The following is a 14876-nucleotide window of genomic DNA, read 5'->3' as shown; positions in this document are numbered from 1 at the left end:
ACCTGGTGCGACACGATGCGCCCCCGCGTTCTGCGGGGGCGCATCCCTTGTCTCCGGGGGCGATGGCGCGCCGCGGACGTCCCCCGATCGTGACGAATGATCAACGTTCGCTGTGACCCGCTTCGTTGCCCTGTGACAAACGACAGTGATGGTGGGACGATGCAAGCACCATCTCGTGCGGATCAGGGACGAGATGGGCATCCGGCGGGAGCCCCGGGCCCCACCAGCTCGTGCGGGCCCCGCCGGATGTGATCCGCTCGGGGTTCCGCGGTCGGGGTCTGCCGGTCTGGGGTCCGTGCTCGGTGGCTGCCGGTCTGGGTCCGCGCTCGGCACGGCTCCCTGCCGGGTCAGGCCAGCTGCGGCGCGATCTGCTCGGCGATGACGGTCAGGATCCGTTCGTGGGAGGCTGCGTCGCCGTTCGCGGGCAGGGTGATGACGAGTTCGTCGGTGGCGGAGACGGCGGGGTCGGCGCGCAGGGCCTCGACGATCGCGTCGGGCTCGCCGGACACGACCTTGCTGAAGCGGAACGGCGGGTTCCCGGAGAGCGGTCGGCCCTCGTCGTCCATGCCGGAGGCGTAGCCCTCGAGGAACTCCCGGTGGACCGCGCGGTCGTGGTCGTCGAGGAGTGGGACGACGATGCGGCCGACGGCGACCTTCGGCGTGCGCGTCGGGTGCAGTTCGGCGAAGCGTTCGCGGTAGGCGTCGATCTGGGCTGCCTGCGCGACGGCGAAGGGCTCGCCGGTGTCTTCGGTGTTCAAGGTCGAGCAGTGCAGCAGCAGCCCCTTCTCGGCGGTCCGGCGCGCGGTGCCCATGCTGCCGCCGCCCCACCAGACGCGGTCCCGGAGCTCCGGGCTCCGGGGCTGCAGGGTCAACTCGGTGTCCGCGGGGATGCTCTCGTACCCCTTGCCGGACGTCCCGAGGGCGCGGCCGTCGAGGACCTCGAGCAGGCGGGCGGCGCGGGCCTCGGCCTCGTCGCGGAAGCTCCGGTCCACGGACCCGAACACGGGGTCGAGGATCGGGCCGTACCCGGCGATGCCCGTGCTGATGCCGAGCTGGACACGGCCGCTGCTCAGCAGGTCGACCGTGCTGGCGTCCTCGGCGAGGCGGACCGGGTCCTCGTAGCGCATCCCGAGCACCGCGGTGCCGAACCCGATCGAGGAGGTCCGCTGCGCCGCGGCGGCGAAGAACGTCATCGGGCTCGTCAGGTACGGTTCGAAGTGCCGTCCCCGGACCCAGCCCGTGCCGTAGCCCAGGCGCTCGGCGCGCTCGAACAGCCGCAGGCCGTCCTCGAGGGCACCGGCCGCGCCCGCAGGGCCGCCGTGGTTCGGGACGAAGGACAGGAAGCCGAGTTCGCGCACGGGTCGATTCTATGCGAGTGCATGGATCTGTGGAAGGTGCGGTGTCTGTCCACGGATCTCGAGCCTCCCGACCGAGCACGGCGACCAGGCTGGGAGGATGGGTGCATGACCGACGTCACCACTGCTGCTCCGCTCGTCGCCGCGATGCCGGCGGCCCCCGGCGGTGTCGTCGATCCCGACGCCGTCTACCAGGCCTTCGCCGACTGGGCGGCCGACGGGGGCCGCCCGCTCTACCCCGCGCAGGACGAAGCCGTCATCGAGCTCGTCTCCGGCGCCAACGTGATCCTCAGCACGCCGACCGGCACCGGCAAGTCCCTGGTGGCGGCCGGTGCGCACTTCGCCGCGCTGGCGGAGGGCAAGCGGAGCTTCTACACGGCCCCGATCAAGGCCCTGGTGTCCGAGAAGTTCTTCCAGCTCGTCGACCTGTTCGGTGCGCAGAACGTCGGCATGGTCACCGGCGACTCGAGCGTCAACGCCGATGCGCCGATCGTGTGCTGCACGGCCGAGATCCTCGCGAACCTGGCGCTGCGGCAGGGGGCCGACGCCGACGTGGACGTCGTCGTGATGGACGAGTTCCACTTCTACGGCGAGCCGGACCGCGGATGGGCCTGGCAGGTGCCGCTCCTGGTGCTCGAACGCGCGCAGTTCCTGCTCATGTCCGCGACGCTCGGCGACGTCACGACCATCGCCGACGACCTCTCCCGGCGCACCGGACGACCGACCGCCCGGGTCACCGGGGTCTCGCGTCCGGTCCCGCTCGAGTACGAGTACGTCATGACGCCGGTGCAGGAGACCGTCGAGCGTCTGCTCGAGGAGGGCAAGGCGCCCGTCTACATCGTGCACTTCGCGCAGGCTGCTGCGCTCGAACGGGCGCAGGCGCTCATGTCGGTCAAGGTCGCCTCGCGCGAGCGGCGCGACGAGATCGCCGAGGCGATCGCCGGGTTCCGCTTCAGCGCCGGCTTCGGGCAGACGCTCTCCCGCCTGATCCGCGCCGGGATCGGCGTGCACCACGCCGGCATGCTCCCGAAGTACCGGCGGCTCGTCGAGCAGCTCGCACAGCGGGGACTCCTGCCGGTGATCTGCGGCACGGACACGCTCGGTGTCGGCATCAACGTGCCGATCCGGTCCGTGCTGTTGAACGGGCTGACCAAGTTCGACGGCACGAAGATGCGGCAGCTCTCCGCGCGCGAGTTCCACCAGATCGCCGGCCGTGCCGGACGCGCCGGGTACGACACCGAGGGCGACGTCGTGGCCGAGGCGCCTGAGCACGACATCGAGAACGCCCGGGCCGTCGCGAAGGCCGGGGACGACCCGAAGAAGAAGAACAAGGTCAAGCGCAAGAAGGCGCCGGACGGGTTCGTCTCGTGGGGACAGGCGTCGTTCGAGCGGCTCATCCAGGCCGAACCCGAGCCGATGGTGTCGCGCATGCGGATCACGCACGCGATGGTGCTGGCCGTCGTCGGACGCGGGGGTGACGCCTTCGAGGCCGTCCGGTCGCTCGTGTTCGACAACCACGAACCCCGCGCTCGGCAGCTCGCGATGGCCAGGCGGGCGCTGACGATCGCCAGGACGCTGATCAACGCCCAGGTCATCGAACGGGTCCCCGGTCCGCCGGTCTCGTACCGGGTGACGGTCGACCTGCAGCCGAACTTCGCACTCAACCAGCCGCTGTCGCCGTTCGCGCTCGCCGCGTTCGAGCTCCTCGACCCGGAGTCGCCGACGTACCCCCTCGACATGGTGTCCATCGTGGAAGCCACGCTCGACGACCCCCGCGCCATCCTGTCCCAGCAGCAGTTCAAGGAGCGCGGCGAAGCAGTGGCGCGGATGAAGCAGGAGGGCATCGAGTACGAGGAGCGCATGGAACTCCTCGAGGAGGTCACCTGGCCGAAGCCGCTCGACGAACTCCTCACCGCTGCGTACGAGGCCTACGCGGCCGAACAGCCGTGGGTGCTCGACTTCACGCTGTCACCCAAGGCCGTGGTCCGCGACATGTACGAGCGGGCGATGACCTTCGGCGACTTCGTGCGGTTCTACCAGCTGACCCGGTCCGAGGGGCTCGTGCTGCGGTACCTCTCCGACGCGTACCGCACGATGCGCCAGACCATCTCCGAGGAGCAGCGCACGCAGGAGCTCGACGACCTGATCGAGTGGCTCGGGGAACTCGTGCGTCAGGTCGACTCGTCGCTCGTCGACGAGTGGGAGGCCCTGGTCAACGGGGACGTCGCACTCGCCTCCGCCGAGCACGAGGACATCACGCCGCCGCAGCCCGCCCGGCTCACCGGCAACGTGCGGGCGTTCCGGATCCTGGTGCGCAACGCCCTGTTCCAGCGCGTGCTGCTCGCGGCGCGCGACGACGTCGAGGGGCTCGGGGCGCTCGACGGTGCCGCCGGGTTCGACGCCGACGCGTGGGACGCCGTGCTCGAGGAGTACTACGACGAGCACGACTCACTCGGGATCGATGCCGAGGCGCGGTCGATGCAGTACCTGGTGCTCGAGGAACGGGGCCGCTCGTGGCGTGCGCGGCAGATCTTCGCGGACCCGTCGGGGGACAAGGACTTCGGGTTCTCGGCGACGATCGACCTCGACGCCTCGGACGAAGCGGGGGAGGCGGTGGTCCGGGTGACCGAGATCGGGCGGTTCGACGGCTGGGCCGAGGTGGACGTGGACTGAGGCCCGCACCCGGGCGCGGCGCTCCGCTCTGCGGCGCTTCGCTGTGGGCTGCTCGCCGCGAGCTGGGGGCTGCTGGCTGCTGTCTGCGGGCTGCGGACGCCCGCCGCGAGCGTCCGCTAGAACAGGGTCGCGGGCGGCGTGGGCTCGGGCAGCGCCGCCGGTTCGGCGACCTGGACGCCCGGCCAGCCCGGGCCCGTCGGGACCTCGGTGTGGTTCTGGTACGCCGTCGCGGCGCCCCGCGCGCGGACGTCGGCGGCCTCGTTCATCTCGTGCCCCATGTGCCCGCGCACCCACTCGAACGTGACCTTGCGGTCCTGCAGCGCCTCGTCCAGCTCCTTGATGATCTCGACGTTCAGCACGGGCTTGCCGTCGGCCTTGCGCCAGCCCTTCCGCTTCCATCCGGCGAGCCACTCGGTGCAGGCCTTGATGGCGTACTGGCTGTCGCACAGGATGTGCAACGGCTCCCCGGTGCCCTCGGTCGCGCGGAGGAGCTGCAGGACCGCGGTCAGTTCGCCCTGGTTGTTGGTGCCGCGCGGCCATCCTCCGGCAGCCCAGCGGTCGTCGTCGACGTACCAGGCCCAGCCAGCCGGGCCGGGGTTGCCGAGGGCGGAGCCGTCAGCTGCTGCGACGATCGTCACGGGGGGTACCTCCTGGGGGTGGGGCGCGTGCCCGACAACGGTAGCGGACGCGCTCGGTACGCGCGGGCGCTCGGCTTCCGTGGGCGCTCAACACCGTGGGCGCTCAGGTTCGGGAGCGCGCAGCGTCTCTGGGCCCTCAGCGACCGCCGGCGCTCGCCGCGTCGAGGGCAGCGAGGAGCGCGTCGCCGTCCAGGACGTCGTAGAACGCGAAGTCGCGTCGGCCCGACAGCCCGTCCAGGCCGGTGTTCGCGTACTGCCGAACCGAGGTGCTCCCGCCCCAGAACAGCGTGTCGAGATCCGAGGTGTCGTCCCAGCTCACCGAGACGTGGCGGCCGGACCATGCGACCTGCCGGTCGGTCCTGCGGACGTCGGTCTCGCGGTCACCCCGACGCGTGACCACGAGCACGCGTCGGTCGGTGACGGCGTAGACCTCGGTGCGCTTCCGGTGACGCTTCACGAAGAACCGTCCGACGAGCAGGTGCAGACCGGCAGCCGTCAGGAGCGCGAGTGGGATCACCGCGGAGAGGTGTGCTCGGCCACGGCATGCAGCGATGAGCGCGACCACGACGAAGCCGAGGAACAGCACGCTGAAGGGAACGAGGTACCGGTCGTCGTCGCCGAACGTCTTCGCTGGGTCGCTCTGACCGGCCCACAGCAGCGTTTCGTCCGGGAGCAATCGATCGGCGGCGACAGCGCGGGCGTCCATGGTGGACACCACGGTATCCGGCGCCTGTCCACGACGACGTCGGGTCAGGGGGCACCGGCCGCTGGGAGGGGGCGGGGCGGCCGCGCCTACGGTTGGGGCGGACGAGAGGAACACCATGAGCAGCGACATCAGCGGTCCCGAACCATCCGACGACCGAGCACGGTCCGGAGCCCTGCACGACGCGGCGCACGGCGACGACGTCGCCGGGGCATCGCGCGACGAGCAGCGTGCCGCGGACACCGCCTACAGCCCGTCGAGCGAGCGTGAGACCGAGGCGTCGCAGACCCTGCAGCGCGACGACGACGACCTGCGCGAGGACGGCATCGACCCCTCGAAGGTCATCGCTGCCCCCGGGACCGGTGGTGCCGACGATGCGGGCGACGTCGAGCCCGAGCCCGGCGACCTGCACCTGCCGTGGCAGTCCGAGGAGGACCGCAAGGGCTGAAGACCAGACCGCCGCCGGAAACGGCTGCGTCAGCGCGCAGCCGGGTTCAGGTTCAGCGTCGTGTTCTCGAGGATCCAGTCCCCGTTGCGGGTCTCCATCGCCGGGTTCAACCAGCGGAGCTGCGCCACGGAGATCCCGAACCGCTTCGCGACGGTGGTCAGGTCGTCGCCGTGCGCCACGAGGTACGTGCTCGGGCGGCCGTCGGCGTCCTGGACCACGCCGTACGCCCCGGGGCCCGCGGCGCCGACCGTCACCGCGAGGTTCGGGTACGGGTTCGGTACCGACCAGGTCAGGGGCGCGACGGCGAGCACGTGCCCGGCCCACGGTGCCGGTGTGGAACCGTCGCCGTCGTCGATCAGGGTCGGCACGAGGGACACACTGCGGAGGAAGTCCGGCCGCGTCCCGGCGTCGCTGAGCTTGGCCGTCGCCGGTGGTCCGGACGCTGCCGACCACTGCGTCGCGCCCCACGTCCGCTGGTCAGGACCGTCGCCCGGCTTCGGAACGTCCTCCGAGAACTGGATGGTCATCGCCTGCGGGTTCGTCGTGCGGTAGCCCGACAGGTGGACGTCGAAGGTCCCGCGGCTGTTCGCGACGACCTGCACGTGCACGGAGGTCTTGCCGCTCGGCGACGTGAGGTCGGTCTCGGTGACGACCGTCCCGGCGGCCAGGGCCGGGGGATCGAGCGACACCGACGAGACGGACTTGCCCGTCGTGGACCCGTGCGGCCCCGGCGTCGCTGCCGTGGTCCGGGTGGGTGTGGGCAGCGGTTCGTGCCCGACCAGTGCCGTGCAGCCCGTGAGCGCGACGACGACTGCAGCCCCCGCCACAGCGACCGTCAACGGTCGTCGGTTCATCCGTCGTTCCCCTTCGTCAGCCACACCGTAGTGCCGAGACGGCGCGGCGAGGAAGAGCCGTGACCGAACCGTCACCGCGCTGCTGCGGTCGCGCCGCTGCTAGGAGACCGAGTCCGGGTGCGATCCCGTTCGCTGCCCCGACTCGAGACCGGCGATCGCCGCGAGGTCGTCCGTCGAGAGCGTGAACCCGTCGACGTCGATGTTCGACCGGATGCGCTCCGGCGTCACCGACTTCGGCAGCACCACGACACCCTGCTGCACGTTCCACCGCACGAGGACCTGGGCGACGCTGACGCCGTGCGCCTCGGCGATCCGCGCCAGCACCGGCTCGTCCACCAGACGCCCGCGCCCCAGCGGTGACCAGGCTTCCGTCACGATGCCGTGCTGATCGTGGAAGGCCATGAGCTCGCGCTGCGGGAGCCACGGATGCCGTTCGACCTGGTTCACGGCCGGGACCTCGCCCGTCTCGGCGATGATCCGCTCCAGGTGCGGCACCTGGAAGTTCGAGACGCCGACACTGCGCGCGCGCCCGGACTCGCGGAGCTCGACCAGGGTGCGCCAGGTCTCGACGTAGCGGTCGTTGGCCGCCGCCGGCCAGTGGATCAGGTACAGGTCCACGGCGTGGAGCCCGAGTCGGTCGAGACTGGCGTCGAACGCGCGCAGGGTCGCATCGCGCCCCTGGTTGCTGTTCCACACCTTGGTGGTGACGAAGACGTCGTCACGGTTCAGCCCGGAGGCTCGGATCGCCTTCCCGACGCCGCTCTCGTTGCCGTACATCTCGGCGGTGTCCACGTGGCGGTACCCAGACGCGAGCGCGGTGCCGACGGCCGTCTCGGCTTCGGCGTCGTCGACCTTGTACACGCCGAACCCGACGACGGGGACGGATCGGCCGTCACAGAGGGGGATGGAGGTGACCATGCGTCCATCCTGCCGGTCGTGGCGGGGCCGAGCCGAGCCTCCAGTCCGTTCTGTGGAGAACAGGGGCGGCGCGCCGGACTGGTGGGGACGCCGGGCGTGCGCACGGAGTGACACGGTCGATGTCGTACGACAGCGACGCTGTCGCTGCCACGCGTGCGCAACTGTTGCACGCGCTCGCGAGCGACGATGTCGACGTCGTACGACAGCGACACTGTCGTTCCGAGTCGACAGCGGCACGCAACGGCGAGCGGCACGCGGCGGCACGCAACCGCCCGCGCCCGCGCCCCGCCCTACGTCGGCAGGTTCACCGGCTCCGTGTCGGGGATGGGGCTCGCGTCACGCCCGCGCAGGTCCGGCAGCCAGCGCCTCGCGAACAGCGGCAGCAGCACACCCACGAACGCGCCGAGCGCTCCCACGGCCATGCCGCCCGTCGGACCGTGCAGGTCGATGAGGAAGCCGGCCACGGCCGACCCGAGGGCTGCACCGATGAGCTGCCCGGTGCCCATCCAGCCGTAGGCCTCAGCCGTGTCGGAGAACTTCACCGTGGAGGACACCGAGCCGAACATCACCGCCAGGGCGGGCGCGATCCCACCGCCGGCGATGAGGAGGGCGAACGCCAGCCACCAGAACCCGGTGCCGAACGTGGCGAGTCCCAGGCCGATGAAGACGATGAGCATGCGCGTCCACAGCGTGTTCGGCGAGATGGGGCGGTGGCCGAAGGCCAGACCGCCGACGAGCGAGCCGATCGCGAAGATCGCCAGCACGATGCCGGCGTTCGGGCTGCCCTCGCCGAACGCGCTGGTGACGCCGGCCTCGACCGCGGAGCACGCGCCGATGAGGAGCATGCCGGTCAGCGTGGCGACGACCACGGACGGGCGCCGCAGGACGACACCGAAGGCCCGCTTCGATCGGGGGATGCGGACCCGGCCGAGCTCCGGCGACGCGATGAACCACACGCCGCCGACGACGAGGAACACCATCGCCACGACGATCGCCTGGACGGTGCCGATCTGCGTCGCGACGAACGTGGTGATGACCGGACCGGCGACCCAGATGAGCTCCTGCGCGCTGGCGTCGAGCGAGAACAGCGGCGTCAACTGCGCGGACGTCACCATCTTCGGGTAGATCGTCCGCACCGCCGGCTGCACGGGCGGTACCGCCAGTCCACCGACGAAGCCGATCACGACGTAGGCCCAGAGCGGCATCAGCACGAACGCGATGACGCCCATGCTCGCGAGCGCGACCAGGCTCGTCAGCACGAGCACCGGGCGCATGCCCCAGCTGCCCATCCACCGACTCGTGAGTGGGCCCGCGATGGCCTGCCCGATGCTCGTGGTCGCCAGCACGAGGCCGGCCGAGCCGTAGGAGTGGAACACGTGCTCGACGTGCAGCAGGTAGGCGAGCGAGAGCATCCCGAACGGGAACCGCGCGGTGAGCTGTGCCGCGATGACACGGCCGACGCCGGGGGTCTTCAGCAGGTTGCCGTACGCACTCACAGCACGAGTGTACGGAGCGGACGGAGAGCCCGCGGTTCCCCTGTCACCCGTCCGGGGGAGGCGTGTCTGACGACCCCGGTTCCGGTCCGGTCGCGACACGCCGACGCGCTGATTCCACACATGTGGATCGCTGCTGTCCACCGGTGTGGGGAAGTGTCGGTGGTCGGCCGCAGACTGGCGGAATCACGGGCCTCTCCGAGCTGTTCACACTGTGGAGGAGCTTGTGGAGAACTACACGGCTGTAACACTTCCTCTAGTGGTCGGTGTCGCGGCCACCCACTAGATGTAGTGTGGAGTCATCGCAGCGGCCCCTTCCCGGACACGTCTGCGCACAGGCATCAGCACCACCTCCACAGCACGACACAACCAGCAAGAACCAGGGGAGAACATGGCCGTCACCGTCTACACCAAGCCGTCCTGCGTCCAGTGCACGGCCACGTACCGTGCCCTCGACAACAAGGGCATCCAGTACGAAGTGCACGACGTCTCCACCGACGAAGCGGCACTCGAGCACGTCAAGAGCCTCGGCTACCTGCAGGCCCCCGTCGTCGTCACCGACGACGACCACTGGTCGGGCTTCCGCCCCGACAAGATCGCGACCCTCAGCGCCGAACTGGCGTAGTCGGACGGCGGTCGGCCCGGACTCGATCAGGAGGCCCGGGTCGCCGCCGCCGGACACCGTCCGGTCCGTCAGTCACGCACCTTCCACGAGGAGCGCACCATGAGCCGTCTCGTCTACTTCTCGAGCGTGTCCGGGTACACCGCACGCTTCATCGAGAAGCTCGGCCGCGACGCGGACCGGATCCCGCTCTACCCGGGCGAACCGTTCCTCCACGTGGACGAACCGTACGTCCTCGTGCTGCCCACCTACGGTGGCGGCAACGGGGAGGGCGCGGTGCCCAAGCAGGTCATCAAGTTCCTCAACGACGAACACAACCGGTCGCTGATCCGGGGTGTCATCGTCGGCGGCAACACGAACTTCGGCGAGGCGTACGGCCTCGCCGGGGACGTCATCGCACGGAAGTGCCACGTCCCCGTGCTCTATCGATTCGAACTCTTCGGAACGCCTGACGACGTGCAGGCGGTCAACTCAGGATTGGATGCATTTTGGACGCAGCAGTTGCAGACGTCGATCTGACGTCGCCGACGACGGGGATGGACTACCACTCCCTCAACGCGATGCTCAACCTCTACGACGCGGACGGCAACATCCAGTTCGACAAGGACCGTGAAGCCGCCAAGCAGTTCTTCCTGCAGCACGTCAACCAGAACACCGTCTTCTTCCACAACTTGAAGGAGCGTCTGGACTACCTGGTCGAGAACGAGTACTACGAAGCGGCGACGATCGAGCAGTACTCGCTCGACTTCATCCAGAAGCTCAACGACCTCGCCTACTCGAAGAAGTTCCGGTTCCAGACCTTCCTCGGTGCGTTCAAGTACTACACGAGCTACACGCTCAAGACGTTCGACGGCAAGCGCTACCTCGAGCGCTTCGAGGATCGCGTCGTGATGACCGCCCTCGGCCTGGCGCAGGGCAACGAGCAGCTCGCGATCGACCTCGTCGAGGAGATCATCGCCGGCCGCTTCCAGCCCGCGACCCCCACCTTCCTCAACACGGCGAAGGCCCAGCGCGGCGAGCTCGTCTCCTGCTTCCTCCTCCGCATCGAGGACAACATGGAGTCGATCTCGCGCGGCATCAACTCCTCGCTGCAGCTCTCCAAGCGCGGCGGCGGCGTGGCCCTGCTGCTCTCCAACATCCGCGAGGCCGGCGCCCCGATCAAGCAGATCGAGAACCAGTCCTCGGGCATCATCCCCGTGATGAAGCTGCTGGAGGACTCCTTCTCGTACGCCAACCAGCTCGGTGCCCGTCAGGGTGCCGGTGCGGTGTACCTGTCCGCGCACCACCCGGACATCATGAAGTTCCTCGACACCAAGCGCGAGAACGCCGACGAGAAGATCCGCATCAAGACGCTGTCCCTCGGCGTCGTCGTGCCGGACATCACGTTCGAGCTCGCGAAGAACAACGAGGACATGTACCTCTTCTCGCCGTACGACGTCGAGAAGGTCTACGGCGTCCCGTTCGGCGATGTCCCGATCTCCGAGAACTACCGTGCGATGGTCGACGACTCGCGCATCAAGAAGACGAAGATCAAGGCGCGCGACTTCTTCACCACGATCGCCGAGATCCAGTTCGAGTCGGGCTACCCGTACATCGTGTTCGAGGACACGGTGAACAAGGCCAACCCGATCAAGGGCCGGATCAACATGTCCAACCTGTGCTCGGAGATCCTGCAGGTCAACACGCCGACCACCTTCAACGAGGACCTCTCCTACAAGGAGATCGGCAAGGACATCTCCTGCAACCTCGGCTCGCTGAACATCGCGCTGACGATGGACTCGCCGGACTTCGGCAAGACCATCGAGACGGCCATCCGTGGCCTCACCTCGGTCTCGCAGATGTCGCACATCTCCTCGGTCCGCTCCGTCGAGGACGGCAACGACAAGTCGCACGCGATCGGCCTCGGCCAGATGAACCTGCACGGGTACCTGGCTCGTGAGCGCGTCTACTACGGCTCCGACGAGGGCATCGACTTCACGAACATCTACTTCTACACGGTGCTGTTCCACGCCCTGCGCGCCTCGAACAACATCGCGATCGAGACGGGGGAGACCTTCGACGGCTTCCGCGACTCGAAGTATGCGTCGGGCGAGTTCTTCGACAAGTACACCGACCAGGCCTGGACGCCGGCGACCGCCCGTGTCGCGTCGCTGTTCGACAACGCGAACATCGCCATCCCGACGCAGGACGACTGGAAGGCGCTGAAGGCGTCCATCCAGGAGCACGGCATCTACAACCAGAACCTGCAGGCCGTCCCGCCGACCGGTTCGATCTCGTACATCAACCACTCGACGTCGTCGATCCACCCGATCGCGTCGAAGATCGAGATCCGCAAGGAAGGCAAGCTCGGCCGCGTCTACTACCCGGCGCCGTTCATGACGAACGACAACCTGGACTACTACCAGGACGCGTACGAGATCGGCCCGGAGAAGATCATCGACACGTACGCCGCGGCGACGCAGCACGTGGACCAGGGCCTGTCCCTGACGCTGTTCTTCAAGGACACCGCCACCACGCGCGACATCAACAAGGCGCAGATCTACGCATGGCGCAAGGGCATCAAGACGATCTACTACATCCGTCTGCGCCAGCTCGCCCTCGAGGGCACCGAGGTCGAGGGCTGCGTCAGCTGCATGCTCTGATCGCTGTCGCGATCTCTTGACTGGAGGCTCGTGGCGAGCCCGCCCCGAGCCTCCAGTTCGTCACCTGTTCTGATCCACCACTTCCGGAAGAAAGTCATGACTCTCACCGACCCGGTCCACGCCACCGGCAAAGCCGTCCCGCTGATCCGTGCGGTCAGCGCGATCAACTGGAACCGCATCCAGGACGAGAAGGACGTCGAGGTCTGGAACCGCCTCGTCAACAACTTCTGGCTGCCCGAGAAGGTGCCGCTGTCGAACGACGTGCAGTCGTGGAACACCCTCACGGCCGAGGAGCAGCAGCTCACCATGCGCGTGTTCACCGGTCTGACGCTCCTCGACACCATCCAGGGCACCGTGGGCGCGATCAGCCTGATCCCCGACGCGATCACCCCGCACGAGGAGTCCGTCTACACGAACATCGCGTTCATGGAGTCGGTGCACGCCAAGAGCTACTCGTCGATCTTCTCGACCCTGGCGTCGACGCCCGAGATCGACGACGCCTTCCGCTGGTCCACCGAGAACCCGAACCTGCAGAAGAAGGCGCAGATCGTCCTCGACTACTACACCGGTGACGACCCCCTGAAGCGCAAGGTCGCGTCGACACTGCTCGAGTCGTTCCTGTTCTACTCCGGCTTCTACCTGCCGATGTACTGGTCCTCGCGCGCGAAGCTCACCAACACCGCTGACCTGATCCGCCTGATCATCCGCGACGAAGCCGTCCACGGGTACTACATCGGGTACAAGTTCCAGAAGGGGCTCGAAGGCGCCTCGGAAGAGCGCAAGCAGGAGATCAAGGACTACACGTTCAGCCTGCTGTTCGAGCTCTACGAGAACGAGGTGCAGTACACGCAGGACCTCTACGACCAGGTCGGGCTGACCGAGGACGTCAAGAAGTTCCTGCACTACAACGCCAACAAGGCGCTGATGAACCTGGGCTACGAGCCGATGTTCCCGAAGGAGACGACGGACGTGAACCCGGCGATCCTTTCGGCGCTGTCGCCCAACGCGGACGAGAACCACGACTTCTTCTCAGGGTCGGGGTCGTCGTACGTCATCGGCAAGGCGGAGAAGACCGAGGACGAGGACTGGGACTTCTGAGCTTGGTCTGACTCATGGGGACGCCCCGCTGGCTGACCCGCTCCCCTTCTAGTTGGCCTTTGTGTGCGGGTAGTTGGCCACGTGATTCTGGGGTTGGCCATGGCGGTCGTTAGTTGGTCAGTTTTTTTCGTGTAAGCGGTCCTCCACGCGGTTGCCGCTTCGACGGGGGCGGTGCGTCATTCCGTGGCATGCGGTAGTTGTCGGATTGGAGGCGGGAGAGTGGGGCGAACTGTTCGCGCGCGGCCGGTGGATCTCGCGCCGTGGCCGTGGCCGTGGTCGTGGTCGCGTAGTGACGATGCGTTGGGGGAGTACGCACGGTTTTGTGGGTGCTGCGTCTGATCGATGTGGTGGGGGACCGGTCGATCCGCTCGGTCGCTGAGGGAGCGGACCTGCACCATTCCACGATGGACGGCAGTTGCCGGCCGTGTGTGGCCCGATCTCGCAACGATCGCAAAGCTTGAGTTGTCGCTCGGCGTTGTCTTACATTCCCAGTTAGGTGCTGGGAGCGAGTAGTTCTTGTCTGTCTAACTGACGGATGCCCGAAGCGACGTATTCACCACGGGCGTCTGAGCTCAGATAAGCGAAACTGACGGATACGGCTCCGCAATGTGTTCAGAAGTGAACTGTTCTGTAGATCGCGGTTACGTTGGGGCTCGGCCGACGGACTTGGGATGTCGGGCGGAACGGACTCAAATTACAACCGTTATAGGGTCTAGGTGTCAGCGGATCAAGGAGCACCTTGTCGCTCGAACGCTTCGACCTTGAACTACGTTGGCGCTCCGATAGAGGGCGTCGAACCAGCGGCGTCGGGTACGCCGCCAGTTCGACGGGTCCTGGTCAGTTTGCGGCGGCGTATGCGTCGCGGACTTGCGGGCTGATGCGACCGCGTGCGGCGACTTCGTGGCCGTTCTTTCCAGCCCATGCGCGGATCTTCGCGGGCACGTCAAAGTTGTCGCATCCCTTTGCGGGGGTTTCGAGGCTGCTTCGCGCGGTCCGGCTGGATGTCTTTCGTGCGGCAGCGACGTAGTCGGAAAGGCTTCCCCGCAATGCGTCGATGTTCGTGTCTGAGAGGTCGATGTCGTAGGTTGCGACGTCGAACGAGAACTGAACGGTGCGGTCTGCTCCCGCTTCGGTGACGTCGCCGGTCAGATCGTCGACGAGGTTGGTGGTGACTTTCTGCGCCATGAACGGCTCCTTCCGGATGAAGTACCAGCTTCCCTCATCCGCTACCGCTGATTGTGCTAGCGCCGAGCATTCTGCCTCACGCTGCAGCTCCGTACTGTGCGCAGAGGTCAGCCAGATTGGTCGTTCAGCGCTTCCGCTGCTTCTTCGGGCGAGGGGAACGGGCCGTGAGGCCGACGGCCGGGATCTTGACTGACATACCCTGCAGTGTTGAGTTCGACGAAGCCGAGCCAGCCGTCCAGCGCTTCGG

General features: G+C 67.9%; 13 protein-coding genes. 6 read left to right on the top strand and 7 right to left on the bottom strand.

Going from position 1 to position 14876, the window contains the following annotated elements:
* Positions 1-347 precede the first annotated feature (347 nt).
* Positions 348-1358 (bottom strand): LLM class flavin-dependent oxidoreductase, encoded by a 1011-nt coding sequence (locus tag FS641_RS16980; protein ID WP_144765971.1) that lies wholly within the window; start codon positions 1356-1358, stop codon positions 348-350.
* Between the two features lie 105 nt (positions 1359-1463).
* Between FS641_RS16980 and FS641_RS16975 the strand changes: the two genes are divergently transcribed.
* Positions 1464-4028: a DEAD/DEAH box helicase gene (locus FS641_RS16975; RefSeq protein ID WP_144765969.1), complete on the top strand. Its 2565-nt coding sequence runs from the start codon at positions 1464-1466 to the stop codon at positions 4026-4028.
* A 116-nt stretch (positions 4029-4144) separates the two neighbouring features.
* On the opposite strand, the gene FS641_RS16970 is transcribed toward FS641_RS16975, so the two are convergent.
* On the bottom strand, positions 4145-4666 hold the full coding sequence (locus FS641_RS16970; protein ID WP_144765967.1) for a ribonuclease H: 522 nt from the start codon (positions 4664-4666) through the stop codon (positions 4145-4147).
* Between the two features lie 136 nt (positions 4667-4802).
* Entirely contained in the window at positions 4803-5372 is a 570-nt protein-coding gene (locus tag FS641_RS16965; RefSeq protein WP_144765965.1) for a hypothetical protein, read from the bottom strand.
* 115 nt (positions 5373-5487) lie between these two features.
* On the opposite strand from FS641_RS16965, the gene FS641_RS16960 reads away from it, so the two are divergent.
* Entirely contained in the window at positions 5488-5817 is a 330-nt protein-coding gene (locus FS641_RS16960; protein WP_144765963.1) for a hypothetical protein, read from the top strand.
* Between the two features lie 29 nt (positions 5818-5846).
* Here the strand turns inward: FS641_RS16960 and FS641_RS16955 are convergent, their stop codons facing one another.
* The 3 genes from FS641_RS16955 to FS641_RS16945 form a co-directional block, all read right to left on the bottom strand.
* The gene (locus tag FS641_RS16955; RefSeq protein ID WP_144765961.1) at positions 5847-6671 is read right to left on the bottom strand and encodes a LysM domain-containing protein; all 825 of its coding nucleotides are present in this window, start codon (positions 6669-6671) and stop codon (positions 5847-5849) included.
* A gap of 99 nt (positions 6672-6770) precedes the next feature.
* Positions 6771-7589 (bottom strand): aldo/keto reductase, encoded by an 819-nt coding sequence (locus FS641_RS16950; protein ID WP_144765959.1) that lies wholly within the window; start codon positions 7587-7589, stop codon positions 6771-6773.
* 290 nt (positions 7590-7879) lie between these two features.
* The gene (locus FS641_RS16945; protein ID WP_144765957.1) at positions 7880-9085 is read right to left on the bottom strand and encodes an MFS transporter; all 1206 of its coding nucleotides are present in this window, start codon (positions 9083-9085) and stop codon (positions 7880-7882) included.
* A 388-nt stretch (positions 9086-9473) separates the two neighbouring features.
* On the opposite strand from FS641_RS16945, the gene nrdH reads away from it, so the two are divergent.
* From nrdH to nrdF, 4 genes are all read left to right on the top strand, one after another.
* Entirely contained in the window at positions 9474-9707 is a 234-nt protein-coding gene (gene nrdH, locus FS641_RS16940) for a glutaredoxin-like protein NrdH (RefSeq protein ID WP_022904483.1), read from the top strand.
* A gap of 99 nt (positions 9708-9806) precedes the next feature.
* Positions 9807-10223 carry a class Ib ribonucleoside-diphosphate reductase assembly flavoprotein NrdI gene (gene nrdI, locus FS641_RS16935; protein WP_144765955.1) on the top strand — a complete coding sequence of 139 codons (417 nt, stop codon included), beginning with the start codon at positions 9807-9809 and terminating at the stop codon, positions 10221-10223.
* 17 nt (positions 10224-10240) lie between these two features.
* Entirely contained in the window at positions 10241-12346 is a 2106-nt protein-coding gene (gene nrdE, locus FS641_RS16930; RefSeq protein ID WP_144765953.1) for a class 1b ribonucleoside-diphosphate reductase subunit alpha, read from the top strand.
* Positions 12347-12442: 96 nt separating this feature from the next.
* Positions 12443-13444, top strand: a complete 1002-nt coding sequence (gene nrdF, locus FS641_RS16925; RefSeq protein ID WP_260855901.1) for a class 1b ribonucleoside-diphosphate reductase subunit beta — start codon at positions 12443-12445, stop codon at positions 13442-13444.
* A gap of 837 nt (positions 13445-14281) precedes the next feature.
* Here nrdF and FS641_RS16920 read toward each other — a convergent pair.
* Positions 14282-14629 carry an Lsr2 family protein gene (locus FS641_RS16920; protein ID WP_144765951.1) on the bottom strand — a complete coding sequence of 116 codons (348 nt, stop codon included), beginning with the start codon at positions 14627-14629 and terminating at the stop codon, positions 14282-14284.
* Positions 14630-14876 lie beyond the last annotated feature (247 nt).

Source organism: Curtobacterium sp. 9128 (genome assembly GCF_007673775.1).
Lineage (GTDB): Bacteria > Actinomycetota > Actinomycetes > Actinomycetales > Microbacteriaceae > Curtobacterium.
This window is presented reverse-complemented; position numbering and strand designations above follow the sequence as displayed.